At 70.8% G+C, this 24372-nt stretch carries 22 protein-coding genes; 10 read left to right on the forward strand and 12 right to left on the reverse strand.

The annotated features are described in order from the left end of the window. Positions 1-78: 78 nt before the first annotated feature. Positions 79-1410, forward strand: coding sequence for a chromate efflux transporter (chrA, locus tag JJQ90_RS00465; protein WP_216872512.1), 1332 nt, complete (start codon positions 79-81; stop codon positions 1408-1410). Here the strand turns inward: chrA and JJQ90_RS00470 are convergent. Both JJQ90_RS00470 and JJQ90_RS00475 read right to left on the reverse strand, forming a co-directional pair. Continuing rightward, the gene (locus tag JJQ90_RS00470) at positions 1367-2008 is read right to left on the reverse strand and encodes a histidine phosphatase family protein (protein WP_216872513.1); all 642 of its coding nucleotides are present in this window, start codon (positions 2006-2008) and stop codon (positions 1367-1369) included. The genes chrA and JJQ90_RS00470 overlap by 44 nt on opposite strands. Next, positions 2008-3126 carry a Kelch repeat-containing protein gene (locus tag JJQ90_RS00475; RefSeq protein WP_216872514.1) on the reverse strand — a complete coding sequence of 373 codons (1119 nt, stop codon included), beginning with the start codon at positions 3124-3126 and terminating at the stop codon, positions 2008-2010. The genes JJQ90_RS00470 and JJQ90_RS00475 overlap by 1 nt, the downstream gene beginning before the upstream one ends. 181 nt (positions 3127-3307) lie before the next feature. On the opposite strand from JJQ90_RS00475, the gene JJQ90_RS00480 reads away from it, so the two are divergent. After that, positions 3308-3652 carry a YMGG-like glycine zipper-containing protein gene (locus JJQ90_RS00480; RefSeq protein ID WP_216872515.1) on the forward strand — a complete coding sequence of 115 codons (345 nt, stop codon included), beginning with the start codon at positions 3308-3310 and terminating at the stop codon, positions 3650-3652. On the opposite strand, the gene JJQ90_RS00485 is transcribed toward JJQ90_RS00480, so the two are convergent. From JJQ90_RS00485 to msrA, 4 genes are all read right to left on the reverse strand, one after another. Beyond that, entirely contained in the window at positions 3649-4404 is a 756-nt protein-coding gene (locus JJQ90_RS00485) for a polysaccharide deacetylase family protein (protein WP_216872516.1), read from the reverse strand. The genes JJQ90_RS00480 and JJQ90_RS00485 overlap by 4 nt on opposite strands. Further along, positions 4401-5489: a YncE family protein gene (locus JJQ90_RS00490; RefSeq protein WP_216872517.1), complete on the reverse strand. Its 1089-nt coding sequence runs from the start codon at positions 5487-5489 to the stop codon at positions 4401-4403. Before JJQ90_RS00490 ends, JJQ90_RS00485 begins: the two co-directional genes overlap by 4 nt. A gap of 105 nt (positions 5490-5594) precedes the next feature. Then, the gene (msrB, locus tag JJQ90_RS00495) at positions 5595-6020 is read right to left on the reverse strand and encodes a peptide-methionine (R)-S-oxide reductase MsrB (RefSeq protein ID WP_216872518.1); all 426 of its coding nucleotides are present in this window, start codon (positions 6018-6020) and stop codon (positions 5595-5597) included. 12 nt (positions 6021-6032) lie between these two features. After that, positions 6033-6578 (reverse strand): peptide-methionine (S)-S-oxide reductase MsrA, encoded by a 546-nt coding sequence (msrA, locus tag JJQ90_RS00500; protein WP_216872519.1) that lies wholly within the window; start codon positions 6576-6578, stop codon positions 6033-6035. A 95-nt stretch (positions 6579-6673) separates the two neighbouring features. Here msrA and JJQ90_RS00505 point away from each other — a divergent pair, with 95 nt between their 5' ends. The 3 genes from JJQ90_RS00505 to JJQ90_RS00515 all read left to right on the forward strand — a co-directional run bounded on the left by JJQ90_RS00505 (position 6674) and on the right by JJQ90_RS00515 (position 10925). Continuing rightward, a complete protein-coding gene (locus tag JJQ90_RS00505) occupies positions 6674-7717 on the forward strand; it encodes a serine hydrolase domain-containing protein (RefSeq protein ID WP_216872520.1) in 1044 nt (347 codons plus the stop codon). Positions 7718-8080: 363 nt separating this feature from the next. After that, positions 8081-9817, forward strand: coding sequence for a beta strand repeat-containing protein (locus JJQ90_RS00510; RefSeq protein WP_216872521.1), 1737 nt, complete (start codon positions 8081-8083; stop codon positions 9815-9817). A 133-nt stretch (positions 9818-9950) separates the two neighbouring features. Continuing rightward, positions 9951-10925 (forward strand): Bug family tripartite tricarboxylate transporter substrate binding protein, encoded by a 975-nt coding sequence (locus JJQ90_RS00515; RefSeq protein ID WP_216872522.1) that lies wholly within the window; start codon positions 9951-9953, stop codon positions 10923-10925. Positions 10926-10959: 34 nt separating this feature from the next. On the opposite strand, the gene JJQ90_RS00520 is transcribed toward JJQ90_RS00515, so the two are convergent. Continuing rightward, on the reverse strand, positions 10960-12210 hold the full coding sequence (locus JJQ90_RS00520) for an MFS transporter (protein WP_216872523.1): 1251 nt from the start codon (positions 12208-12210) through the stop codon (positions 10960-10962). A gap of 240 nt (positions 12211-12450) precedes the next feature. Between JJQ90_RS00520 and JJQ90_RS00525 the strand changes: the two genes are divergently transcribed. From JJQ90_RS00525 to JJQ90_RS00545, 5 genes are all read left to right on the forward strand, one after another. After that, a complete protein-coding gene (locus JJQ90_RS00525; RefSeq protein WP_216872524.1) occupies positions 12451-14664 on the forward strand; it encodes a TonB-dependent receptor in 2214 nt (737 codons plus the stop codon). 150 nt (positions 14665-14814) lie between these two features. Further along, a complete protein-coding gene (locus JJQ90_RS00530; RefSeq protein WP_216872525.1) occupies positions 14815-16515 on the forward strand; it encodes a beta propeller repeat protein in 1701 nt (566 codons plus the stop codon). Beyond that, a complete protein-coding gene (locus JJQ90_RS00535) occupies positions 16505-17446 on the forward strand; it encodes a hypothetical protein (protein WP_216872526.1) in 942 nt (313 codons plus the stop codon). Before JJQ90_RS00530 ends, JJQ90_RS00535 begins: the two co-directional genes overlap by 11 nt. 65 nt (positions 17447-17511) lie before the next feature. Then, positions 17512-18588: an asparaginase gene (locus tag JJQ90_RS00540; protein ID WP_216872527.1), complete on the forward strand. Its 1077-nt coding sequence runs from the start codon at positions 17512-17514 to the stop codon at positions 18586-18588. 194 nt (positions 18589-18782) lie between these two features. Next, complete coding sequence (locus JJQ90_RS00545) at positions 18783-19130, forward strand: antibiotic biosynthesis monooxygenase family protein (protein ID WP_216872528.1); 348 nt, start codon at positions 18783-18785, stop codon at positions 19128-19130. An 11-nt stretch (positions 19131-19141) separates the two neighbouring features. Here JJQ90_RS00545 and JJQ90_RS00550 read toward each other — a convergent pair whose 3' ends face one another. The 5 genes from JJQ90_RS00550 to cydD are packed head-to-tail and all read right to left on the reverse strand — an operon-like array spanning position 19142 to position 24273. Then, positions 19142-19951, reverse strand: coding sequence for a BglII/BstYI family type II restriction endonuclease (locus tag JJQ90_RS00550; protein WP_216872529.1), 810 nt, complete (start codon positions 19949-19951; stop codon positions 19142-19144). A 55-nt stretch (positions 19952-20006) separates the two neighbouring features. Further along, positions 20007-20666, reverse strand: a complete 660-nt coding sequence (locus JJQ90_RS00555) for an MT-A70 family methyltransferase (RefSeq protein ID WP_216872530.1) — start codon at positions 20664-20666, stop codon at positions 20007-20009. Positions 20667-20670: 4 nt separating this feature from the next. Further along, a complete protein-coding gene (locus JJQ90_RS00560) occupies positions 20671-20895 on the reverse strand; it encodes a hypothetical protein (protein WP_216872531.1) in 225 nt (74 codons plus the stop codon). 55 nt (positions 20896-20950) lie between these two features. Further along, positions 20951-22606, reverse strand: coding sequence for a thiol reductant ABC exporter subunit CydC (gene cydC, locus JJQ90_RS00565; RefSeq protein WP_216872532.1), 1656 nt, complete (start codon positions 22604-22606; stop codon positions 20951-20953). Next, positions 22603-24273 (reverse strand): thiol reductant ABC exporter subunit CydD, encoded by a 1671-nt coding sequence (cydD, locus tag JJQ90_RS00570; RefSeq protein ID WP_216872533.1) that lies wholly within the window; start codon positions 24271-24273, stop codon positions 22603-22605. Before cydD ends, cydC begins: the two co-directional genes overlap by 4 nt. Positions 24274-24372 lie beyond the last annotated feature (99 nt).

Consider the following 24372-nt stretch of genomic DNA (forward strand, 5'->3'; position numbering starts at 1 on the left):
ATCCAGGGCAGCCTTTCCGGCAGCGGCGGAGGATGCCAGACAGGGCATTCCCGACCCGCCGGCGCGAGGATCTGCCCCATGGACCATCCCACACCCGCCGCCTTTCCCAGCTTCCGGGAGGCGCTGAAGGTCTGGTGGCGGATCGGCCTGCTGTCCTTCGGCGGCCCCGCCGCCCAGATCGCGGTCATGCACCGGGAGGTGGTGGAACAGCGCGCCTGGATTTCCGATGCGCGTTTCCTGCATGCGCTGAACTTCTGCATGCTGCTGCCGGGGCCGGAGGCACAGCAGCTTGCCACCTATCTCGGTTGGCTGTTGCACGGGGTACGGGGCGGGCTGGCGGCGGGGCTGCTGTTCATCCTGCCCGGTGCGGCGGTGATGCTGGCGCTGTCCATCCTCTACGTCACGCTCGGCACCGTGCCGCTGGTGGCGGCGCTGTTCTTCGGGCTGAAATGCGCGGTGCTGGTGGTGGTGGTGGAGGCGCTGCTACGGGTTGCCAAGCGCGCCCTGAAAGGTGCCCTGCCCTGGCTTCTGGCGGGGCTCGCCTTCCTGGCCCTGTTCGCGCTCGACCTGCCCTTTCCCGTGGTGGTGCTGAGCGCGGCGCTGGTGGGCTTCCTGCTGCCGGATGCCTTCGCCGGGGGCGGCCATGGCGCGGCGCAGTCGGGGCCGCCGGCGATGCTGGATGCGGCGATCCTGGCCGATCCAGGCCGCATCCCCCGCATGGCGCGGCAGGCGCGGACCGCCGGGCTGATCGCCCTGGCGCTCTGGGTCTGGCCCGTCGCCCTGCTGTTCGGCGGCACGCCCTGGGGGGATATCGCCTGGTTCTTCTCCAAGCTCGCGGTGGTCACCTTCGGCGGCGCCTATGCCGTGCTGGCCTATGTGGCGCAGGAGGCGGTGGAGGGCTACGGCTGGCTGACCGCCGCCGACATGCTGGCCGGCCTCGGCCTGGCGGAGACCACGCCGGGGCCGCTGATCCTGGTGCTGCAATTCGTGGGCTTCCTCGGCGGCCATGCCGCGCAGGGGATATGGGGCGGCGTGCTGGCCTCGCTGCTCGCGCTCTGGGTCACCTTCGCGCCCTGCTTCGCCTGGATCTTCCTGGGCGCGCCCTTCGTCGAGCGGCTGCATGCCGAGCCGCGCCTGAAGGCGGCGCTGGCCGGGGTGACGGCGGCGGTGGTCGGCGTGATCGCCAACCTGGCGCTGTGGTTCGGGCTGCGGGTGCTGTTCGCCCGGGTCGAGAGCGTTGCGGCGGGGCCGATCCGCATCGGCGTGCCGGTGCTGGACAGCCTGAACACCGATGCGCTGCTGCTGAGCGCCCTGGCCGCCGCCTGCCTGTTCGGTCTGCGGCTCGGCCTGCTGCGCACGCTGGGGATCACCGCGGCGGCGGGGTTCCTGATGCGGGCGATGATCGGGTGATGTCCGCCAGGGTCTCCGCCGCGAGGATGCCCAGCAGCGCGCCGCCCGGGGCGAAGACCGCCAGCGCCCCTTCCGGGTACTCGGCCTGGGACAGCCCCCGGCCGAGCATCATGCCGAGCGGCACGATATGCCCCACCAGCACATCCACCGCATCCGGCGCGGAGGGCTGGCGCACACGGTCGCGCAGCCAGGCGATGTTGCGGACCAGCAGCGCCGGATCCGGCGTGTAGTCATCCGCCGTCAGCCGCGGCTCCACCACCGCGCGCGCGCCGAAGGCCAGTTCCGCCGTGTCGCGGGCGCGGAAGACCGGGCTGGTCAGCACCTCCCCCAGCCGCAGCCCGAGCGCCGCGAAAGACTGGCCGAGGCGCCGCGCCTGGGCGCGCCCGGCCTCCGACAGGTTGCGCTGTCCGGCGCGGTCACCGAGACGGCCGGTATCGGCCTGGCGGCGGTCGGTGATGCCGTGCCGCAGCACGACGACGACACCGCCGGCCCGCAGCGCGGCCAGCAGCGCCGCCGCCGCCGGCCCTTGGGCGGTCGCGGCGAAGGCGGTCGGCGCCAGCAACCATGCCGGCGCGGCCAGAAGGGTGCGCCGCCGCATCAGCCGAGGGTGAAGGCCTCATGCACGGCGGTCTTGATGCCGCCGCCCACCACCGGCCCGCCGCCGGCCACATAGATGAAGTCGCCGATGGTGACCGCGCCCATGCCATGGCGCGGAGTGGGCATCGGCGCATGGTGTTGCCAGGTGTCAGTCGCCGGATCGTAGCTTTCCATCTGGCCATGCACCTTGCCGGTCAGCACGCGGTTCTCGAACCAGCCGCTCTCGCCGCCCATGGCGAAGAAGCGGCCGCGATACAGCACCAGGCCGTGGCCGGAACGCGGCGTCGGCAGCGGCGCACGCTCCACCCAGGTGTCCTGGGCCGGCAGGTACACGTGATGCAGGCCGGTATTGTATTCGAAGGTGTTGAAGCGACCGCCGATGATGTGGATGGCGCCATCATGCGCGAGCACCCCGGCATGGTCCCGCGCGCCGGGCAGCGCCTTGCGCATCTCCCACTTGTCGGCCTGCGGGTCATAGACCTCGTGCCAGCCGACCGAGGCGCGTTCGCGCTCGGGCTCGGAGGCGCCGCCGATATGGTGGATCTTGCCATCCAGCACCGCCAGCGCCCCGGCGCCGCGCGGGCGGGGCATGGGCGCGATGGTATCCCAGCGATCCGCCGCCACGTCATAGGCGAAGGCCAGGGTATCGGCGCCGCGATTCTGGTTGCTGAAGCCGCCGAAGGCATAGACCCGGCCGGCATGGGCGACGACGCCCACATGATTGGCGCCGCGCGGCAGGCGGGCCGCTTCCTTCCAGCTATCCGCCGCCGGATCGTAGATATGGTGCCACGTGTTGTTCACCTGCTGCTCGGCATAGCCGCCGACGACATGCAGCTTGCCATCCCATTCCGCCGCCCAGGCCATCTCCGTGCGCGGCAGCGGGAGCGGCGCCCGCTGCACCCAGCGGCCGGGCGCACCCGCCGGGGCGGGGCTGTCGACGAAGCGCTGGGCATATTGCGCCGGGGTCAGCGTGACAGGCCCCTGGCCGCGCAGCGGCGCCATCCGGTCGGGCGGGATCGCCAGCCCATGATGCGGCGCCGGCGCCGCCTGCTGGGCCGCGGCCAGCTTCGCGCCACCCAGCAGCGCCATGGCGCCACCAAGAACCAGTCGTCGCTCCATCGACCCCTCCATCCCCGACGGAATCCCACATGGGAGGACGCCGCCATGGCGGGAAGGTATCGGCAGAATGAACCCGCTGTCACGTCCCTGCGTGGCGCCTTGCGCGAACCCGGGCGCTGTCACCACGTTGATGCTGTCCGAGGCCCGGTTCCGTCCGCCTCATGACGTCAGGAGACTTTCGATGCGCCCACCCCGTCTTGCCCTGCTGGCCGCGCCCCTGGTGCTGCTGGCCGCCTGTTCCGATCCCAACGACCGAAACCAGCGCGCGCTAGCTGGTGGCGCAATGGGTGCCGGCGCGGGCGCCCTGATCGGCTCCGTCACCGGCAGCGCCGGGCGTGGCGCCCTGATCGGTGGTGCGCTGGGCGCCGTGGGTGGCGCGCTGACCCCGGCGCCGGAGCCGGACCGCATCCCGCCCGATCCCTATGTCGCCCAGCAGCGGGACCCGCGCTATGGCGGCTGGTACGACCAGTATGGCAACTGGCACCAGGGCGCGCCGCCGGCCGGCTACCAGCCGAATTATCGCTAGACCCCGGAAGCTGGCAGCGGGGCGAAGCACAGGCCGCGTGCCAGCAGCCCGGTGATGAGCGGCTCCAGGATGCCCGCAAAAGGTTCGCGGCGGCTGCGGACGCCCCAATGCATCACCAGCACTTCGCCGGGCCGGATATTCGCCAGGTTGCGGCGCAGCAGGGCGGCATTGGGATGGGCGGCGCTGTCCAACTCGTCGCCCAGGAAGCCATTGCGGCTCCAGCCCTGGTGCCGCAGCCCGCAAGCGGCGGCCAGCGCGACCGCGTTGCGGGTGACGATGCCGCCCGGGGCGCGCCACAGCGGCAGCACCCGCGCTTCCGGCGCAAAGCGGCGCAGGGCCTCGATCGGCCGGGCCAGTTCCGCGCACATCGCCGTCTGGTCCAGCACCACCTGGCCCTGCCCGCGCCGCGACCGGAAGGTGGTGCGCCCCGGCCCGGGGTCACCGGCAAAATACCAGTGACGCCAGGTGTGGCTGGCGAAGGCATGGCCCTCCGCCACCCGGGCGCGCCAGAAGGGCGCCCAGGAGTCCGACAGGCTGGTATCGCCGCGAAAGGTCGGTTCGTCGGCGATGAACAGAGTCGTTGTCACGGCGTGGCGGCGCAGGATGGCGGCGATCGCCTCCGCCTCCCGGCTCCAGCCGGTGTCGATGGTCAGGTAGATTTCGCCGCGGCAGCCGGGGGGTGCCACCTGGGCCAGGGCCGGCGCCGCCAGAAATCCCGCCGCGCCCGCCAGAAGTCCTCGGCGCCGCATCATGGCGCCCGACGCAGTGCCGCCGGCAGCAGCGGAATGCTGCCAGGCACGATCGCCACCGGCGGCGGCGGTGCCAGCCCCGGCCGGCCCGGCAAAGGCGCGGCCATCGGGCGGGTGCCGGAGACGGCACCCGGCTGCGCCAGGGCGAAATCCGCGCCCAGGCCGAGCGGCTTGTAGAAGATGCCGTGCGGGGAGCGGCCGACGCGCATCGTCTCCACCGTATCGGCCTCCGGATCCAGCACGGCGACCCGGCCCGACCAGCGCAGGGTCATCCAGACGCGGCCCTGGGGATCGAAGGCCAGGCAGTCCGGCCCACCCGGAATCGGCCACCAGCGCCGCACCGTCAGCGTCTCCGGATCAACCTCCGCCACGCGGCTGTCCACCCGGCTCGTGGCGAACAGCGCCTGGCCATCGGGGGCGGGATAGATGGTATGGGCACCGCGGCCGAGGGTGAAGGCCTCCGCCACCTCCCGCGTCCCGGGGTCCAGGGTGACGAAATGCGTGCTGCCCATGATGCCCAGCACCAGCTTGCCGCGATGCCAGATGATGCCGGCGGGCTCCGGCCCCACCGGCTGGATCCAGGCCTGGGTCAGGGTGGTCAGGTCGAAGGCCGCCACGGCGCCGTCGCCCTGGATCGTCACATAGACCATGCGGCTGTCCGGGCTGAAGGCGACATGGCTGGGCTTGTCACCGGGCCGGAAGCGGGCGCGCAGTTCCAATGTACGCGCATCCAGAACGTCCACCTGGCCACGGCGCAGGCTCGCGATCACCAGGAACCGCCCATCCGGGCTGAATTCCAGGTGGTAGGGGTTGGAAACCGGCGCCCGCCGCAGGACCTCGCCCGTGGTGGGGTTCAGGTAGAACACCTCATTCCCCCCGGAATCCGCGACAAGCAGGGAGGCGCCATCCGGCGTCACCACCATGTGGTGCGGTTCCCGCAGCACCGGAATCCGGTTGCGCTCCTGCCGCGTCGTCGCGTCCAGAACCGAAATGGTGGCATCGGCCGAGTTCAGCACATAGACGAGATCGGCGCGCGCCACGCCCGGCAGGATCAGCGCGAGAAGCAGGGCAATGGGGCGCCAAGCCAAGGGAGCGGACTTTCTGGTTTCGCAGCGGGCAGGCAGCGGGCTTCTGCCGGCCGAGAATCGGGCGCCGCCGGGCGCCTGTCCAGCACCCGGCGGTGGTGCCGGCGCTTATTCCGCCGGCTGGAACACCATCGCAACACCATTCATGCAGTAACGTTCCCCGGTGGGCGCCGGCCCGTCCGGAAAGACATGGCCGAGATGGCCGCCGCAGCGGGCGCAATGCACTTCCGTCCGCGTCATGAAGAAGCTGCGGTCGGTGGTGGTGGCGATGCCGCCCTCCAGCGGCCGGAAGAAGCTGGGCCAGCCGGTGCCGCTCTCGAACTTCGTCGCATTGTCGAACAGCTCATGCCCGCAGCCGGCGCAGGCAAAGACGCCGGGCCGCTTTTCCGAGAGCAGCTTGCTGGTACCCGGACGTTCCGTGGCGTGCTGGCGCAGCACCCGAAAGGCTTCGGGCGGCAGTTCGGCGCGCCATTCGGCCTCCGACTTCTCCACCGGGAAGGTCTCGGCCGGCTTGTCCTTGGTGAACAGACCCATCGCTTCTTCTCCTCAGGCCGCCGCGGCTTTCAGGCGGCTGGCGAATGTCTTGCGGAACTTGGCCACCTTCGGCGCCACCACCACCCGGCAATAGCCCGACCAGGGGTTGCGGGCGAAGTAGTCCTGGTGCTCGGCCTCGCCGGGCCAGTACTCCGTGGCCGGCTCCAACTCCGTCACAAGTGGGGCGCCCCAGATGCCGGCGGCCTCGATCTCCGCCATCACCGCCTTCGCCGTCTCCGCCTGTTCCGGCGAATGGGTCTGGATGATGCTGCGATATTGCGGGCCGACGTCGTTGCCCTGGCGGTCCTTGGTGGTGGGGTCGTGCAGAGTGAAGAACATGCGCAGCAGGTCGGCATAGCTCAGCACCGCCGGGTCGAAATCGACGCGCACCACCTCCGCATGGCCGGTCTGCTTGCCGCAGACCTGCTCATAGGTCGGGTTGGGCACATGTCCGCCGGCATAGCCGCTTTCCACGCGCGTCACGCCATTCACATGGCGCAGCGCGCCCTCGATGCACCAGAAGCAGCCGCCACCGAGCGTGGCGGTTTCGGTCGTCATGGTCGGGGATCTCCTCGGTTGATCCGTTATATGGGCACTTCGCCGCGGGGGTGCAGGGGGTTCCGTTCCTGGCCGCGCTTCGGCACCCTGCCGGCATGACCCAGCCCGATCCGCGCCTCACCGAGGCCGCCGCCTTCGCCGCCGCCCATGAATCCCCCTTCCCGCGCGACCTTCTGGCGCATCTGGAATCCGGGCATTTCGAGCCGCCCCCCTACAATGCCGTGCTCGGCCCGGTCTTTCCGCGCGGTGCGCCGAATGGCCTCGTGCAGCAGCGCGGCCAGCGCCTGGCCGCCTGGGGCGATCCGCGCCAGGCCGACATGACATTCAGCGCCGCCAAGTCCTACCTCTCCCTGCTCGCCGGCATTGCCCAGGCCGATGGGCTGCTGCCGGATATCGACGAGCCGGTGCGCGCCCGCATCCAGGATGGCGGCTTCGAGTCGGCCCAGAATGCCGGCATCACCTGGCGCCACCTGCTGACCAATACCAGCGAGTGGGAGGGCGAGCTTTTCGGCAAGTCCGACCGCATCGACCGGGGGCGGGAGCTGGCGCGGGAGGGTGGCGCGCAGAAGCGCATGGACCGCCCGCTGCACGCGCCGGGCACCTATTGGGAATACAATGACGTGCGGGTGAACCGTCTGTCGCTGTCCCTGCTGCACCTGTTCCGCCGCCCTCTGCCGGAGGTCTTCGCCGAGCGCATCCTGGACCCGATCGGCGGCAGCCGCGACTGGACCTGGTACCCCTACGACAATGCCTGGGTCGAGATCGACGGCCAGCGGCTGCCCTCCGTCCCCGGCGGCACCCATTGGGGCGCCGGCATGCGCATCCATGCCGAGGACCAGGCGCGGATCGGCCAGCTCGTCCTGCAGAAGGGCGAGTGGAACGGCCGGCAGGTGGTGCCGGCGGGCTGGATCGCCCAGTCCCTCGCCCCCTGCCCGCTCAACCCCGCCTATGGCTTCCTCTGGTGGCTGAACGGCGCCGGCCGCTGGCCGGAGGCGCCGCGCGATTCGGTCTTCGCCATGGGCGCGGGCGGCAATGTCACCTGGATCTGGCCGCAAGGCGAGGTGGTGGCCGTGCTGCGCTGGGTGCATCCGGATGCGGTCGGGCCGTTCTGCGCCAAGGTGGCGGCGGCACTGGGCTGAAGCGGCAGGCAGAGGGGGCAAAGGAGCCCCCTCGCCTCGCGGCATCACGGACGCGGCATTCCCGTGAAAATACATGAGCAGTCGAATTAAATAGTTAGGCGATTGTCGCGCGGCGGCGTATCTACTTGCATACGAACTGCCTGACGCCCTGGAAGGGCGTCACCAGTCCCAGCCCCCGATCGGGCGGCCGGCCCCCGAACGCTCCCGTATTCACAACATGATCCCTGCGGCGGCAGCACAAGCTGCTGTTCCGCGCGGCTGTTCGGCGCCGCCCTGCGGTGACCTTGCCATGGCGATCCCATCGCCATGGCAAGTCTCCGGACAAGGCTCGGAAGACGTGCCCACGGCAAGAAAGAGAATAAAATGGCAACCGTCTTCGTGAACCTCGGCAATACCGACAACACCATCACCTTCGGCGACGACGACCACATCGTCACCGGCGAGAACGGCAACAACACGCTGACCTTCGGTGGCGGCCAGGATTCCCTGACGCTGGGCAACGGCAACAACACGCTGACGCTGGCCGGCGGCGCCGATCGCATCTCGGCCGGAGGTGGCAACAACACCATCACCGTCTCGGGCCTCAGCGACAGCCGCATCGTCCTCCAGGGCGGCAACAACACGGTCTCGGTCGCCGATGGCGCGACCATCATCCAGGCCGGAAACGGCTTGAACACCCTGACCGCCGGCGACGGCATCAACCGCATCGTGGTGGGCAACGGCGTCAACGCCATCACCAGCGGCGACGGCGACAGCCGGATCCTGGTCGGTGACGGCGACGCCAATACCATCACGGTCGGCACCGGCGCCAACCGCATCCTCCTCGGCGACGGCACCGCCAATACGCTGAGCGCCGGCGGCGGCGGCAACATCGTCGCCGTCTCCGCCGCGGCCCTCGGCACGGATTCGATCCGCGGCGGGCTGGAGACCGGCGATGGCAGCGGCAACGCCATCAATGTGACCACGGCGGGCCTGGTCGGCGTCGCGGGCGTCAGCGGCTTCGAATTCTTCCGCCTGTCGCAGGACGGGGCGAACAGCATGACCCTGACCGATGCCAATTTCGCCCGCCTGCCCGGCGGCGAGATCACCGTCTTCGGCGGCGCCATGGGCAATACCGTGGATGCGTCGGCGCTCGCGGCCGCCAATGGCGTGCTGGTCCGCGGTGGGATCGGCCTCGATGTCTTCCTCGGCGGCGCCGGGGTGGACACGCTGAGCTACACGGCCAGCAGCGACGCCATCTCGATCAACCTCGCCACGGGGCTTGCCTCCGGCGGTGATGCGGCCGGCGATGTCTTCAGCGGCTTCGAGAATCTGCAGGGCAGCGCCCATGCGGACCGCCTGGTCGGCAATGCGCAGGCCAATCTGATCGAAGGCGGCAACGGCAACGACCTGATCAACGGCGGGGCCGGGGACGACACGCTGCTGGGCGGCGCCGGCGAGGATACCATCAATGGCGGCCTCGGCGCCGACCGCATGGAAGGCGGCAGCGGCAATGACCGCTATGTGGTGGACAATGCCGGCGACGAGGTGATCGAGGAAGCGGGCGGCGGCACGGCCGACCTGGTGCTGTCCAGCATCAGTTGGACGCTGACGGCCGAGGTCGAGAACCTGAACCTCCTGGGCACCGCCGTCAGGGGCACCGGCAACGACCAGGCCAACCGGATCATGGGCCAGGATGCCGACAACCAGATTTTCGGCGGTGGCGGCGACGACACGCTGCTGGGCGGCGCGGGTAACGACACGCTGGTGGGTGGGCTGGGCGCGGACCAGTTGACGGGCGGCGCGGATGCCGACTCCTTCGCCTTCATCAGCGCGCTCGGGGTCGGCGAGGTCGACACCATCACGGACTTCACCGTGGGGTCCGACATGATCCTGCTCCTCGACAACGTCTTCCGGACGCTGCCGGGCGGGCCGCTGGATGCCGATGCCTTCTTCCTGGGCGCGGCGGCGGCGGATGCCGATCATCGCATCCTCTATGACGCGGCGACCGGTATCCTCGCCTTCGACGTGGATGGCACCGGTGCGAGCGAGGCCGTGACCTTCGCCATCCTGTCGACCGGATTGGCGATGTCGGCGTCCGACATCCTGGTCTTCGGCTGACCCTGCCCCGGGGGGGGGTAAGGGGGCGGGCTGGCGGCGTGACGCGCGCGCCCCGCGATGCCCCCGCCTACCCTCTGGCGCGCGGCGCCGCCTGCCGTCATTCTCCCGTCAGAAATCCCACGGAGGAAGACAAATGCAGCGCCGCCATCTGCTGGGCGCTCTCGCCGCGCCCGCGTTCCTGCCCGGCCTCGCCCGGGCGCAGGAGGCCTGGCCCAGCCGGCCGATCACCCTGCTGGTGCCCTGGGCGCCGGGCGGGTCCAACGACGTCGTCGCGCGCCTTGTCGCGCCAATCCTGTCGGAACGGCTCGGCCAGTCCGTGGTGGTGGAAAACCGCGCCGGCGGCGGCGGCTCCATCGGCATGGGGATGGTGGTACGGGCACGGCCGGATGGCTACACGCTGCTGGTTTCCTCCGCCTCCAACCACGTCTTCCACGCGCTGGTCTCGCCCGACCTCGGCTATGACGTGCGGGAGGTCCTGGCCCCGGTCGCCATGATGGTCGATGTGCCGAATGTGCTGGCGGTGCATCCCGGCCTCGGCGTGACCAATGTGCAGGAGCTTCTCGTCAAGATCCGGGAGACGCAAGGCGGCATGTCCTTCGGCTCCTCCGGCACCGCCTCCTCCAACCACCTGGCGGGGGAGCTGTTCCGGATGATGTCGAATACCGAGATGGTGCATGTGCCCTATCGCGGCGGCGGGCCGGTGGCGACGGACCTGATGGCCGGCACCATCCCGATGGCCTTCATGAACCTGCCGACCGTGGTCGGCCCCGCCCAGTCCGGCCGCATCCGCATCATCGGAGTCGGCACGGCGGAGCGGGTGCGCATCCGGCCGGATATCCCGACCATCGCGGAACAGGGCCTGCCGGATTATTCGGTGCGAAGCTGGACCGGCCTTTTCGCCCCCCGCGGCACGCCGGAGCCGGTGGTGGCGCGGCTGGCGGAGGAGATGCGGCGCGCCCTCGATTCCGATGTGGTAAAGTCGCGGCTGACGGCCCTGGCCAGCGAGCCGATCTGGATGAATCCCGCGGAGACCGGCGCCTTCGTGCGCAGGGAGTTCGAGCGCTGGGGTCCCGTGGTGCGGGCGGCGAATATCAGCACGGGCGGCTGACCTTCCAGGCGCGGCGGCGGGGCAGTGAAACGGTTCACCCCGCCTCCCGCCGCGCCAGTTGCCGGTGCAGCAGCATCACCAGCAGCGGCGCCAGCCAGGCCAAGGCGATGCTGGCGCCGACCATCCAGCCGATATGGTCCACCCCGCCATCCGGCCTTTCCCGCAGCACCAGGGTGGAGGCGGCGGCGCCCAGCCCCTGGCCGAGGCTGGTGGTGGCGGCGACCAGGCATTGATAGGTCATGCGTTCCGCCGGCAGGGCCACCCGCGTCGCGCTGCCCTGCGCCACCGTGCTGCGGGCCAGTTGCACCGCCAGCACCGTTCCCAGCAGCACCGTGACCAGCCAGAGCGGCCCCGGCAGGGCGAAAGCCGCGACCAGCACCGCCGTCAGCACGCAGCCCACCGTCAGCGAGGCCGGCAGCACGCCGACCCGGTCCATCAGCGTGCCGGTGGCGCGCGTGGTCACCACGGCCAGCGCCCCGCCGATCACATAGATCAGCCGCAGCCCTTCCTCGCTGATGCCCACATTGCCCAGCGCATAGGCGGCGATATGCGGGGAGACCAGCAGCGTGGCGAAGGAAGCCGCGCCGATCAGCGCCAGCCCCGTGATGCTCTCCCCCCGCCCCAGCAGCCGCAGCAGGCCGGAGACGGTGACCTTGGGGCGTGGCGGCGGCGGCGGTTCGCCCGGCCGTTGCCCAAGCAGATGCCAGACCGGCCAGAGCAGCAGCAGGTACAGAACGCCCACCGCCAGGATCGGCGTGCGCCAGCCGCCGGCCGAGGCGCTGAGCACCAAGGCCAGCGGCAGCCCCACCACCAGCGCCAGCCCATAGGCGCCGGTCACGCTGCTGACCGCACGGTTGCGCCGCTCCTCCGGCACCGCCTCCGCGATGCTGGTCACCACGGCCGCCATCAGCGGCCCGGCAAAGGCGCCGGCGCAGACCCGGGCCAGCAGCAGCAGCGGAAAATTCGGCGCCAGCCCGGTCGCCAGCGCAAAGACGCCGAGGCCGCAGAGCGAGCCCAGCACGGCGACCCGCCGGCTGACCCCGCCCAGCAGCAGCGCGCCCACCAGCCCGCCAATCCCCGCGGCGATGGTGTAGCTGGTGGTGGTCAGCGCCGTATCCTCGACCGGAACGCCGAGGTCGCGGGCCAGGAAGGGTCCGAGCGGGAAGAACATCACCGCGCCCAGCGCATTGGCGAAGGCGATGGAGGCCAGCAGCGGCACGGTGATGGCGGCGCGGCGGCGGGCGGCGGATTCGGACGTGGGAGGTCTCCGCTTCCAGGATGCCATCTGCCATGAACCGGTTCCTGAATCGGCGTCAACCCGGCCAAGGACCCTGGTGGCGCATGTGGCGGGCCAGGAAGGGTGCGCCGCGCGCCGGGTCGCGGCACCAGTCGCGTCACGCGCATTTTCAATTGCGATTGACTCGCAACTGCGGCGGGATCACAAGGGCGGCGGGGACGCGCTCCGCGACCCTGAACCGGCTCCTCCCGCATAACCCGGGTGGCCGCCACAGGACCATTTCCAACCATGGAGACCACCCACCGTCGTGGCGCTGCGCGCTCGCGCCGCGCACGCCTGTTGCTGTCCGCCCTGCCCTGGCTGCTGCCCGCCGCCGCGCTCGGCCAGAATGCCTCCGAACAAGACCCGCTGCGTCTGCCCCGCATCACCGCGGAGGCCGATCGCGCCGCGCCGGAAGCAGCCCGCCTCGCCGACGAGGTCCCCTCCGTCCGCATCCCGCGCGCGGTCTTCGACACGCTGCCCAGCGAACGCGCCGGCGACATCCTGCCCCGCCTGCCCGGCGTCGTGACCTCCGGCCCGCCCGGCGAGGCGAAGTCCTTTGGCCTGCGCGGCCTGACGCCGGACTATACCCGCGTGCAGGTGGATGGGCTGCAACTGCCGTCCGGCGCGCAGGGCCGGGCGCTGGAGCTGATGAACCTGCCCGGCTTCCTGCTGGAGGAGGTCGGCATCCTGCGCAATCCGGATGCCAGCACCGATTCGGATGGCATTGGCGGCCGCGTCTCGCTGCGCCTGCGCGCCCTGCCGCAGCAGGATGTGACGGAGGTACGGCTGGCCGCCGGCGGCCGCGATTCGCTGTTCGACGGCCGCCACTTCACCACCAGCGCGCTGATGGCCCGCCGCTTCGGCGAAGGCTTTGGCGTGATGGGCGCGGTCACGCTCGACCGGCGCCAGATCATCAAGGTGAAGGATTTTTCCGAACGCACCTTCCAGGGCGGCCCCGGCGGCGCCGGCCAGTTGATCGACGAAGCCGAGCCCAAGGACTCGCGAAATCTCGACGCCTTCCTCAATCTCGGCTGGCAGTGGGATGGCGGGCAGCTCACCGTCCGTCCCTTCCTGTTCGATGAGACGATCGACAACGGCAAGCAGCGCGACGCCTATCGCCGCCTGACCGGCCAGCTCATCAGCCGAAGCCGTGGCGAGGGCGATGAGCGGCTGACGCTCGGCGGCACCGCCATCAGCCTGCGCCAGGCCCTGGGTGCCCAGGTGACCATGGAGATGGACGCGGCCTTCTCCCTCGCCGATTTCGCCAGCGAGAACACCAGCCGCGTCACCGGCGCCACCGGCGCCTTCTCCGAGGCGTCCCGCGAGCGCAGCCGGATCGACGACCAGCAATATGACTTCGGCCTGCGCTTCGCCTGGCGGCCGCCGGCCTTGCCGGGGCATGAGCTGCGGACGGGTGTCCAGGTCCGGCATCTGTCGCGCGACAGCGACGCCGATCTGTACACGCTGGACGCCCAGGACCGCGTGACCCAGACTGCGGCCAACCTCGCCCGGTCGCGCGACGCCGACTACACAGCCAGCGAGACCTACCTCGCCGGCTTCGTGCAGGATCGATGGACGATCAGGCGGCTGACCATCTCGCCCGGCCTGCGCGTGGAACAGGTTTCGTTGGACCTCTCCGGATCGCGGGGCAGTTCGACGCCGGGCTACACCGATGTGCTGCCCTCGCTGCCCGCGGTGTTCCGCCTGACCGACACGCTGTCGTTGCGTGGCGCCGTCAGCCGCCAGGTGAACCGCCCGACATTGCAGGAAATGGCGCCCGGCTTCACCGTGCGCGGCAATCGCAGCTATTACGGCAATCCGGATCTGGAGCCCGCGCGGTCCTGGTCCTGGGATGCGGGCATCGAATACGCGACGCGGGATGTCTTCCTCTCGGCCGGCGTCTTCCTGCGGCAGATCACCGATGTGGTGGAAGCCGCCGAGACCGCGACCAACACCTACAACTATTCCAATGTCGGCAATGGCCGGGTGAAGGGGCTGGAATTCGAGCAGCGGCTCGGCGCCGCTTTGCTCGGCATGCCCGCTTTGGCACCGCTGACCCTGCGGCTGAACCAGACCTTCCTGGACAGCCGGGTGAACGACCCCGCCACCGGCCCGCGCCGCTTCAGCGAGGTGCCGCGCTTCGTCGGCAATGCCGGGCTGGAATGGAACGACCGGCAGACCGGCACGGTGCTGGCGGCCAATGTCACCTACACCTCCACCCGGCTGATCCGCAGCTACCAGGGCAACGGGTCGCAGCTCTACAAGGAGATCAACCCGACCACCTTCCTCGACCTGTCCGCGCAGCAGCGGGTGGCGCCGGGCGTGGTGGTCTTCGGCACGGCACAGAACCTGCTGAACCAGAACCGCGACGAATTCGAGATGACGGATGACATCCTGTCGCGCCGCGCCACGATCGACAGCGGGCGGACCTTCTTCGTCGGCGTTCGGATCAGTTTGTAGCGCTTGACCCAAAGCCAATTGCGAGGCATTCTCATTCGTGGGGATGCCTTCCGCAACCCTGAACAGGCGACCGTCAGCGACCCCTGCGGGGGCGCCCCGGCCACAGGGCCGGGCCGGTCGCCGAATTTGGAACACCCCATGGATATTCATATGACGGCCGCCATCGGCGTGCTGCCGCGCGATCCCTCCGCGATCGAGGCGGCCGCGCGCGCCGAGGTGAAGGCGACGCTGCGCCTCGATGACGCGATCCTGGTCGCGACCCAGGCCGGCCTGCTGCGCTACGAATCCGGCCAGAAGCTGGCCCCCCTGCCCGGCCTGCCGGCGGAGGAAGTCCGCGGCCTCGGCCCGGCACCGGGCGGCTTCGTCGCGGTGATCGGCCGCCGCGTTCTGCAGGCCGATGGCACCGGCCGCGTCCTGCGCTGGATCGAGGGGCCGGAGGGCGAGAAGCTCGGCCCGGTCACCGCCGCCTCCGGCCGCATCCTGGCCGGCAGCAAGACCGGCGTCTTCGCCTTCGGTGAGGCGGGCTGGACCCGCCTGCTGGGCGAAACCGGCTTCGAGGTGATCCGAATCTGGGAACAGCCCGGCCGCATCCTGGTGGCGGTGAAGAAGCAGGGCATGCAGCGCCTGCCGGCCCTGGCCGAGAGCCTGGACGGCGGCGTGACCTGGACCCTCACGGAGATGGGCGATTACGGCGACATCGTCGTCGCAGCCGATGCCACGCGCATCGTCACCAAGTGGCGCGGTGCCCGCCCGCGCACGGCGATGCCGGGCGGCTACAAGAAGCATCCGATCACCGCCGCCGAATTGCGCGCCGATGGCGGCGTGCTGGTGCTGGACGGCGACAAGGCGGAGATCGCCGGCCCGGGGCGCCGCAAGGCCGAGATCTTCCACCCGGCGTTGGCCGATGCGGAACATGTGCATCTGCTGCCCGACGGCATCCTGTTCGGCGGCGTGCAGGGCCTGTTCCTGTTCGACCCGCTGCGCCATCGCGTCAGCGACCTCTCGGCCGGCCTGTTCACGGACCGCACCCTCGGCAAGCGCAAGCGGCTGTTCGCGCTGGATGGCGTCAATGTCCTCGCCACCTGCTCCTTCGGCAGCTTCCACTCCGTCGATGGCGGCGCGAGCTGGCAGAAGGCGGATGCGGAATGGGACGTGCTGGATGCCGAGCGCATGGCCCGCGCCGAGGACGGCCGCTGGTTCCTGCTGACGCAGCGCGGGCTTTTCGTCACCCGCGACAATGGCGCGCGGATCGACTACCTGAAGCCGAAGCTGGCCAATGGCGTCCGCCATTTCGGCGAGTTGCGCAGCCTGGCGGTCGGTGCCGGCAGGCTGTGGCTCGGCACCAAGCAGGGCCTGTTCAGCGCCGCGCTGGACAATCCCGAGCATCTCGGCCCGGTCGATGCGGTGCCGGCGGCCTCCATCGAGGGCCTGGCCTTCAGCAAGGACGGGCTGCTGATGGCCGTCGATGACCATGGCCTGCTGCGCCTGGACGCGGCCGGCACCGTCGCGCCCTTCGCCGATGTGGCGCTGCATGAGGCGAGCTTCGTCACCGATGGCGCGACCCTGCTGGCCACCGCCGAGGACGGGCTGGTGGCGATCGCCGCCGATGGCACGACCACCGACGCGACGCCGGACGACGCCAAGGGTGGCGAATTCAGCCTGACGGCACGGGAGGGTCGCATCCTCGCCTGGAACCGCCAGGCCGCCTGGCAGAAGCGCGAAGGCAGCGCCTGGCAGGCCGTGCCGGGCTTCCCCGCCGGCGTGCGCTCCGTCGCGCTGCTGCCGGATGGCACGGCGCTGCTGACCGACCGCGCCCGGGTCTCCGGCTTCAGCCTGCCCGATGCCGGGTGAGATGGTGATGGGGGCGGCGCGCGCCGTCCCCGCGCATCTTGCGGCGGAGATGGCGGCGACGCTCTGGCGGCTGCGCTGGTTCGTCGCGGCGCTGACGGCGGCGCTGGCCGCCAAGGCGGCCGCCATGCCCGCCTATGCCTGGCTGGCGCGCGATGCGGTCGCGGCGCTGCGCCTGCCGGAAGCGACGCTGGGCGGGCTGGTGGCGGACCTCGCCCCGGTCGCCGCCGCCGTGCTGCTGGCCGTCGCCTGCTGCGAATTCGCGGAGAAGATCGCCTCCAAGGCCATGGAGGCGCGCATCCTGGTCAACCTCCAGCGCACCTACCTGGAACGCCGCCTGGCGGAGGATGCGCCGCGCGATGTCAGCCAGGTGCTGTTCGGCTGCGAGGTGGCGCGCAAAGGCTTCGAGGCCGTCTACAAGGATGGCTGGCGCATCCCGGCGGAGATCACCGGCGTGCTCGCCTGGCAATTGACCCTTGGCGCCGAATGGGTGCCGCTGATGCTGGCCGCCGTGCTTCCGGCGCTGGCCTGCGTCTGGCTGCTGGGCCATCGGCTGGAAGCGATCAGCGGCCAGATTCTCGGCTGGCAGCGGCACATCGCCGCGACCACGGGACGCGGGCAGGAGGGCGATTTCGCCGCGACGCAGGAACGCATCTTCCGCGGCACGCTGCGCTTCGAGGTGCTGAAATGGCTCACCGAGCGCGGGCTGGACGCGATGCTCTGGAGCTTCGTCGGCGCCTCCGCTTTGCTCGCCTGGTACCTGGCGCCCGCCTTGTTGCCGGGCGGCGGGGAGATTGCCGGCGCGGCGGCCTTCCTGGTGAACCTGCGGCTGCTGATGAAGCCGCTGTCGGATATCGGCAAGATCTATGTGAAGTGGCGCGAGGCCTCGCCGGCCATCGCCGCGGTCTATGGCCGACCCGGGCGCGCCAGATAACGCAACAACCTTGCGCCCTGGCCAATCCTCCCCACAGACTGTCGGATTGGCCAGGGAGGGCTTTGATGACGGACGGCACCGACTATGTCGAACTCGCGCGGATCTGGCGCGGGCCGGTGGTGGAAAGCGTGCATCGCGGCACGGTGGTGGTGACGAATTTTGAGGGCAAGCTGCTCGGCAGCTGGGGCGATGCGGGTCTGATGACCTTCCCGCGCTCCGCCCTCAAGCCCTTCCAGGCGATGGGGCTGGTGGAAAGCGGCGCGGCGGAGGCCTTCAACCTCAGCGACGAATACATCGCCATGGCCTGCGCCTCGCATGATGCGGAGCCCTTCCAGGTCGGGCTGGTCGGCGACTGGCTGGGCCGGCTCGGCCTGACCGAGGAGGCACTGGTCTGCGGCCCGGCTTTGCCGCGGCGGGAGGCCGATCAGGCGACGGCTTTCGCCAATGGCGGGGCGCGGCGCATCTACCACAACTGCTCCGGCAAGCATTGCGGCTTCCTGACCGTGGCGAAGCATCTCGGCGCCGGGCTGGACTATGCCGATCCGGCGCATCCGGCGCAGAAGCTGTATCTGTCGATCCTCTCCGACTATCTCGGCCGGGATGCGACGAAGCTGCCGGTCGGGCGCGATGGCTGCGGCCTGCCGGCGCTGGCCATGCCGATGCGCGACCTGGCCAAGGCGGTGGCGCGGCTCGGCCTCGGCTATTCCCCCAACGCCGCCCGTCGCGCGGCGGCGAAGCGGGTGCTGGGCGCCATGGCGGCCTTTCCGGACCACCTCTCCGGCCTCGATTCACCGACCTCCCGCATCGTGCGGGCGACCGGCGGGCGCGTGGTGGTGAAGGGCGGGGCGGAGGGCTTCCTGCTGGCCGCCGTGCCGGACAGCGGCCTCGGCATCGCCATCAAGACGGCGGATGGCGCGGCGCGGGTGAAATATGGCGTGCTGGCCCGCACCCTCGGCCATTTCGGCGTGCTGCCGCTGGCGGAGGCGGAGGCGCTGATCGATGCGGTGAACCCGCAGATCACCGACAGCACGGGCGCGCTGGTCGGTGGCACGGAGATCGTCTTCGAGAAGCCGGTGCCGACCAGCGAGACCAAGGCGACGCTGGGCTTCTGGCTCGGCGGGGTGAAGGAAGCCTTCTTCTGATATCCGGCGGACGGCACCTCACCAGGGCGTGCCGTCCTTCCGGGTGAAGCGGCGCATTCCCTCCGCGCCGGGCTCAGTCTGGTTGGTGGCATGGCCCAGGGCGAGACCCGGCGGTTCGGGCGGGTTCGGGCCTCACCGAAGCATCCCCGCCCGTCCATCGGGCAGGATGCGCCAGCGCCGGGAAGGACCATGCCATGATCGCCGTCATCTTCGAGGTCTGGCCCGCCGAGGGCGAGCGCCAGCACTACCTCGACCTCGCCGCCGCGCTGCGGGCGGAGTTGCGGGAGGTGGATGGCTTCCTCTCCATCGAGCGCTTCGAATCGCTCAGCGAGCCCGGCAAGCTGCTGTCGCTCTCCTTCTGGCGGGATGAGGCGGCGGTGGCCGACTGGCGCAGCCGCGGCGCGCATCGCGCCACCCAGGCGGAAGGCCGGGCCGGGGTTTTCTCCAACTACCGTCTGCGGGTGGCGGGCGTGCTGCGCGACTATGGGATGCGGGAGAGGGCGGAGGCGCCGGCCGATAGCCGCGCGGCGCATGGGGGGTAGGCCGCACCAGATCAGGACGAGGTGTCCTCGACCCCGTCATCCTCGGCCGCCTCGACCTCCGCAAGCGCCGCCTTGCCTTCGTGGAATGTGACGATGCTGTCGGGCAGCCCAATCAGGACCAGCGGACATGGATTGCCGACGCCACGGCGAATGCGGTCCTCCAGCTTCCGCCAATGCGTCGTCGCCTCCCCGAATTTGTCCGCCACGAATTTCTCGGTGAAGGCTTCGCGGAAAGCGAGGGGGTTCTTGGCGCGGGTCGTCCGTCTGGTGATGTCCGCGAGCTGCCGGGCGGTTGGATGATAGCCCCACCCCTTCAGCTCCTCCAACGATCCGAGTTCGCGCTCTTCCAGGAAACGCCGCACCAGGTCCCGCATATTCGCGTGCAGGGACTTCCCCCTGGTGACGATGATGCCAACCGAAATGGCGCCATCGGCATGGAGCCGCTTAAAATTCTCCAGATCCCGGTCGTAGAAGGGGTCCTTGTTGTTCCATTCGATCTCGAGCGCAAGGCGGGAGCCGTCCTCATAGCTGCGCACGTGGTCGACCTCATGGGATTGGCTTTCCCTTGGGACGCCGTTGATTCGCTTCTCAACCACAAAGGTTGTCTTGAGCCAGCCCTTGGCGGCCAGAGCCCGGCGTAGGCGCTGTGTCCCCTTCGACTCACCGCCGCCACCCGCCATGATTTCTTCAATCGGGATGGTCGTCGTCGCGAGGGCGCTTTCCAACTCCTCGGCCGCCTGGGGGAAGTCGACTCCCAGGATGGCCTTCGCGTGCGACAGGAACTCGACCTGAAAGCCTTTTTGAACCAGCGATTCGAACATGCAAGGAGGCTATCTGGGCAGGAAGACGCTGCCCAGATCGAAAGTTCAGACCTGCCTATTCAAGCGCCAATTGGCGCTGCTCTGCCGCCGAATTATGGGCGTAGGTCTTCCAGGTCGGCTCATAATCCTCGGACTGGTTGCCCCAGACAGCCCAGCCGGGACGCGGTCCGCGCGCGAACATCTCGAGCCGAGGGCCGGGGCTGCATCCCTCGATGAGGGCATATTGTTCGTCGGGCTTGCGGCTGTGCTCCCGCTTCCGGGTGCCGATGTAATTCACCTGCGTGCGCCCAGGCTGCAAGGTCCGTGCGTTCTTTCCGCGCGTGCCGAAAAGCAGGATCTCGGTGACATTGCGAAAATAGAACCCAACGCCCCGGCCATCGGAACCACCATCCTTCCGAAGCTTGTGCCAGACAATATTGGATTTGTACTGGAATCCCCAGGCCTTCATGACGTGAAGACCCTCGGGCAAAAGCGCGTTGGGCACCCAGAGATACAGATGGGCCGTCGGCAGAAGGCAGATATCCACCGGAAGCGCGCTGATCTCCTGAAGCGTCATGGTGCTGTAGCGGGACAGGCGCTTGTGCTCCGGGGCCATCTTCCCGGTGCGATTCACGAACTGCCAGGGCGGGTCGGCCAGGATCGTCGCGAACTTCTGGGCACCAACCGCCTTCCGGAAATCCGCGGAGGCGTCCGGTTCAGGCTGTGTGGGGGTCATGGTCCTAAGTCTCGGTCTGGGTTGGGTCGGCCTTGAAGGTGGCCTCGTAATGCTCCCAGATCTCGATGAAGAGCTGGCTCGGTTCGAGCCCGCGCATCGCGGCATGGGCCTTGAACCGGCGCTTGACGGCGGTGGGAATCCTGACCTGAAGCGGCTCCTTGGCGATCGTGCCGCCAGAAGCCGAAGCGCGACGGTCGTCGCCATCGGCGTGGGATGCGATGACTGTCATGCCTGCATGCATCCATGCATGCCTTCGATTCGTCAACCCGTGGAGAGACGGGCGCCTACCCCATCGCCGGCATTGCGCGCCCCGCCACCAGCCGCAGGATGCGCGTCGGGCGTTCCACGCCGATCAGGCGGTGGACGATCAGGATCACCGTGCGTCCCGCCGTCGCCTCGCCCAGGGTTTCCAGGAAGGCGCGCTCCGTCTCCGGGTCCAGCCCGGCCGCGGGCTCGTCCAGGATCAGCACCGGGGCCTCCGAGAGTAGGGCGCGGGCCAGCACCAGGCGGCGGGCCTGGCCGCCGGAGAAGCGGGCGCCGGCCTCGCCGCAACGCGTGGCGAGGCCCTCCGGCAGGCCGCGCACCACCTCCCCGATCCCGGCGCGGTCCAGCGCCTGCCACAGCGCCACCTCCTGCGCCTCCGGCCGGGCAAGGCGCAGATTGGCCTCGATGCTGTCGTCGAACAGGCGGGCATCCTGGGTCAGGCAGGCGATGCGGCCACGCACCGCATCGGCGGCGAGCGTCGCGATATCCACCCCGCCCAGCGTCATGCTGCCCGATTGCGGCGCGGCCAGCTTCAGGAGCAGCGAGGTCAAGGTGGACTTGCCGATGCCGGAAGGCCCGAGCAGCGCGATCCGCGCGCCTTCCGGCACATCCAGGTCCAGCCCGTTGAAGACCGGCGGGCGGTCCGGTGCCCAGCCGAAGTGCAGGTCGCGGATGCGGATGGCATGGCCCTTGGGCAGGGCGGCCGGTGCCTCCGGCTCCGCCACCGGGGGCGCCTGGTCGGCGGCCTCGAACAGCCGGCGGGCGGCGGCGGCGGCGGCGGCCAGCGCGGCGCCAGCACGCGGCATCATCCCCAGCGCTTCGGCCGCCGCCAGGGCCAGGAACAGGCCGAGCACGGCAGCGGCCACCCCCGCCTGCCCCATCGCCAGCCCATAGGCCAGGGCGCCGAGCATCGCCGCCTGGGTCAGAAGCGCACCCGCCGCGCCGCCCCAGGCACCGCGCCGGGCAAGGCCGCGCTGGGCGGCGGACAACGCCGCGCCCTCCCGCGCCACGCGATCGGCGGCGCGGGCTTCGGCGCCGGCGGCCAGGGTGTCCTCGATGCCGGTCAGCGGATCGACCACAGCGGCGCGCAGCGCGCCCTGCTGTTCCGCCACGCGCTGCCCGGCGGCGGCGGCGCCCGGCGCCAGCAGGGGCGGCAGCAGCAGGGCCAGCGCCAGCGGCACCGCCACCAGCGCGGCCAGAAGTGGGTCGATGGCGCCGAGCAGCAGGGCGATGGCCAGCACCGCCGTCGCCCCTGCCGCGCCGGGCACCACGGCGCCGAGATAGACCCGGTCCAGCGCATCGATGTCGGAGACCTGCCGGCCCAGCAGATCGCCCGCGCGGCGCATGCCGAGGCCAGCCGGCAGCCGCGCCGCCAGCCGGCGGAAGAACCAGATGCGGGTATCGGCCAGGGCCCGGAAGGTGGCGGCATGGGTCACCAGCCGTTCCAGGTAGCGCAGGATGGGCCGCAGCACGATCACCGGCCGCAGCCAGATCAGCGCCACCGCGCCGCCGGCGAAGATGGCCGATTGCGTCACCCCCTCCGCCACCCCGCGCCCGGCGAGACCCAGCAGCGCCAGCCCCGCCAGCACCGCGGCGCAGGATGTGACGATGCCGGCGATCAGCCAGCCCGCCTGGCCGCGCCAGAGGCTCAGGATGCGCAGAAGGTCCGCGGTCATTCGCCGGCCATCCTCGGCCCCGCCACGCGCCCGGCGGCAATTTCCAGCACCCGTCCCAGGCGCTGCGCGGCGCGGGAATGGCTGGCGACGATGGCGGTACGGCCGGTGCAGAGGCGGCGCAGGCTGTCCAGCACCTCGGCCTCCGTCCCCGGGTCCAGATGCGCCGTCGGCTCGTCCAGCAGCACCAGCGGCGTGTCGCGCAGGAAGGCCCGGGCGATGGCCACCCGCTGCGCCTGGCCGCCGGACAGGCCGAAGCCACCCTCCCCCACCAGCGTCTCCAGCCCCTCCGGCAGCGCCTTGGCAAAATCGGTCACGCGGGCGGCGGTGGCCGCGGACTCCACCTCGGCGGGCGTCGCATCGGGCCGGGCCAGGGCGATGTTTTCCCGGATCGTCGCACGGAACAGATGGGCGCGCTGGCCGACATAGGAGGACAGGCGCCGCAGCTCGGCCGGCGTCAGCTGCGTGGCGTCCTGGCCATTGAGCGAAATGCGGCCCGAATCCGGCCTGCGGAAGCCCATCAGCAGCCGCAGGATGGAGGACTTGCCGGCGCCCGAGGCTCCTGCCAGCACCACCGTCTCCCCCGGCACGGCCCGGAAGCTCACCCCGTCCAGCGCCGGCGGGCGGGTGGGGTCGTAGGTCAGGCGGACGTCCTGGAAGCTGACCACCAGCTTGCGCGGCATCTCCTCCAGCACCAGCCCGCCCGGCGGCTCCGTCGCCAGCAGCGGGGCCAGTTCGGCGGCGGCGCCATTGGCGGCGCTGCGCTCGTGATAGGCCTGGGAGAAGGCGCGCAGCGGCGTGAACAGCGCCGGCACCAGCAGCAGGCAGAAGATGGCGCCGGCCGGGTCGGGATGGTTCTGGCCCAGCACCGCGCCGTGACGGATGGCGAGGCAGGCGATGGCGCCGGCGGCCAGCGCCTCCATGGAGGCCGAGGACAGGAAGGCGACGCGCAGCACCCGCATGGTGCGCTGGCGCAGATCCTCCGCCGCCACGCCCAGCGCCTGGGCCTCCGCCTCCTGCCGCCGGAACAGCACCAGAGTGGGCAGGCCACGCATGCGGTCGAGGAAGCGGCCGGAGAGCATGTCGAGCGCGGCGAATTGCCGCTTGCTGGCCTGGGCGGCGCCGATGCCGGTGACGGCCATGGCCACGGGCACCAGCAGCGCCGCGACCAGCAGGATGGCGCCGCTGGTGGCATCCACCGTGAAGGCGGCACCCGCGACCAGCACTGGCGCGGCCATGGCCAGGGCGGCGGCCGGCAGCCAGCGCGTCAGAAAACCTTCCAGCGCCTCGATCCGGTCGACCACCAGCGCGGCGCGCTCGCCGACGCCGCGATTGTCCTCGGCGCCCTGGGCCAGCAGGCGTTCGAAGGCGGCGGCGCGCAGGCGGGCCTTCGCCGCCTCCCCGGTCGCCATCAGCGCGCGTTCCTGCGCCACGCCGAGCCCGGCCGAGACCAGCGCCAGCGCGGCGACGGCGCCGAGCGCCGGCCAACCCGCCGCGCCATACCCAAGGAGCTTCGCGATGAGGCCGGCGATCAGCCAGGCCTGGGCAATGCCGAGGATGACCTGCGCCAGGCCCAGGCCCAGCGGCAGCCCCAGACGCCCGCGTGCCGCGCGCGCCTCGCGCCGCAGCAGCGCGGACGCCGCATCCCCCCTCTGTCGGACCTCTGCCATATCGGCACGGACCATAGGCCAGCCGCGCGCCCCGGTCATCCCACCCCGGGCGCCGAAGCCTTGCCGAAAGGCGTGAAATCCCCAAGCTGCGGAGCGATC

Source organism: Falsiroseomonas oleicola (assembly GCF_019029495.1).
Lineage (GTDB): Bacteria > Pseudomonadota > Alphaproteobacteria > Acetobacterales > Acetobacteraceae > Falsiroseomonas > Falsiroseomonas oleicola.